Origin of the sequence: Burkholderia sp. BCC1644 (genome assembly GCF_902833225.1) — a bacterium.
Lineage (GTDB): Bacteria > Pseudomonadota > Gammaproteobacteria > Burkholderiales > Burkholderiaceae > Burkholderia.
In genome coordinates, this window is the sequence record NZ_CADFEI010000061.1 from 1 (window position 1) to 574 (window position 574).

The window sequence follows — 574 nt, forward strand, 5'->3', positions numbered from 1 at the left end:
AACGTGCTGCGCCAGTTCGGCCGGGTACCGATCATCGGTATTCACGGCAAGGCGCATGACACCGGCGACCGACAGGTTGTCTACGAGATTTCCCAGCGATTCGTCAATCACCGCCGCACTCAAGCGCGCGTCGGCCCATGTGAAGCCCATCGCTTCGTCCGGAGTGACGCCTGCGCTCCCGAAATCCGTCACGTCCAGGAGATAGGTGGGTGCAGCCCAGCGCAACGCGCGTGCGTGACGAGCAAGCCGCGCAGCGAGTGCATCCACGTCAAACGATGCATCGCTGGCACTTCGGTGACGGGTTATGGCCACGATCGCGTCGACTGGACGGCGACGGCGCAGGTGACGAATCCGATCGAGCCATTCCGTGTCGAGTTTGTCGTCAATTTGCCGCGCATAGAGCACGACCGTATTGCCGAGAATCGCGTAGCCGGTATCCGCCAATCCAGGCGCGAGACGCCGCACGAGCGGATAGTCACCGGCAACAAGAACCCAACGATCGCGATAGCGCCATCGCCAGCCGTACCTATCCTTCTGGGCCTGCATGAGCTCTGCGGCGAGAGTCGCGGCATCG

The 574-nt window shown here is 62.7% G+C and carries 1 pseudogene; it reads right to left on the reverse strand.

The features are described 5' to 3' along the window. A pseudogene (locus tag HWX87_RS37690) lies at positions 1-546 on the reverse strand (type VI secretion protein VasK); the annotation flags it as partial. Between the last annotated feature and the right edge of the window lie 28 nt (positions 547-574).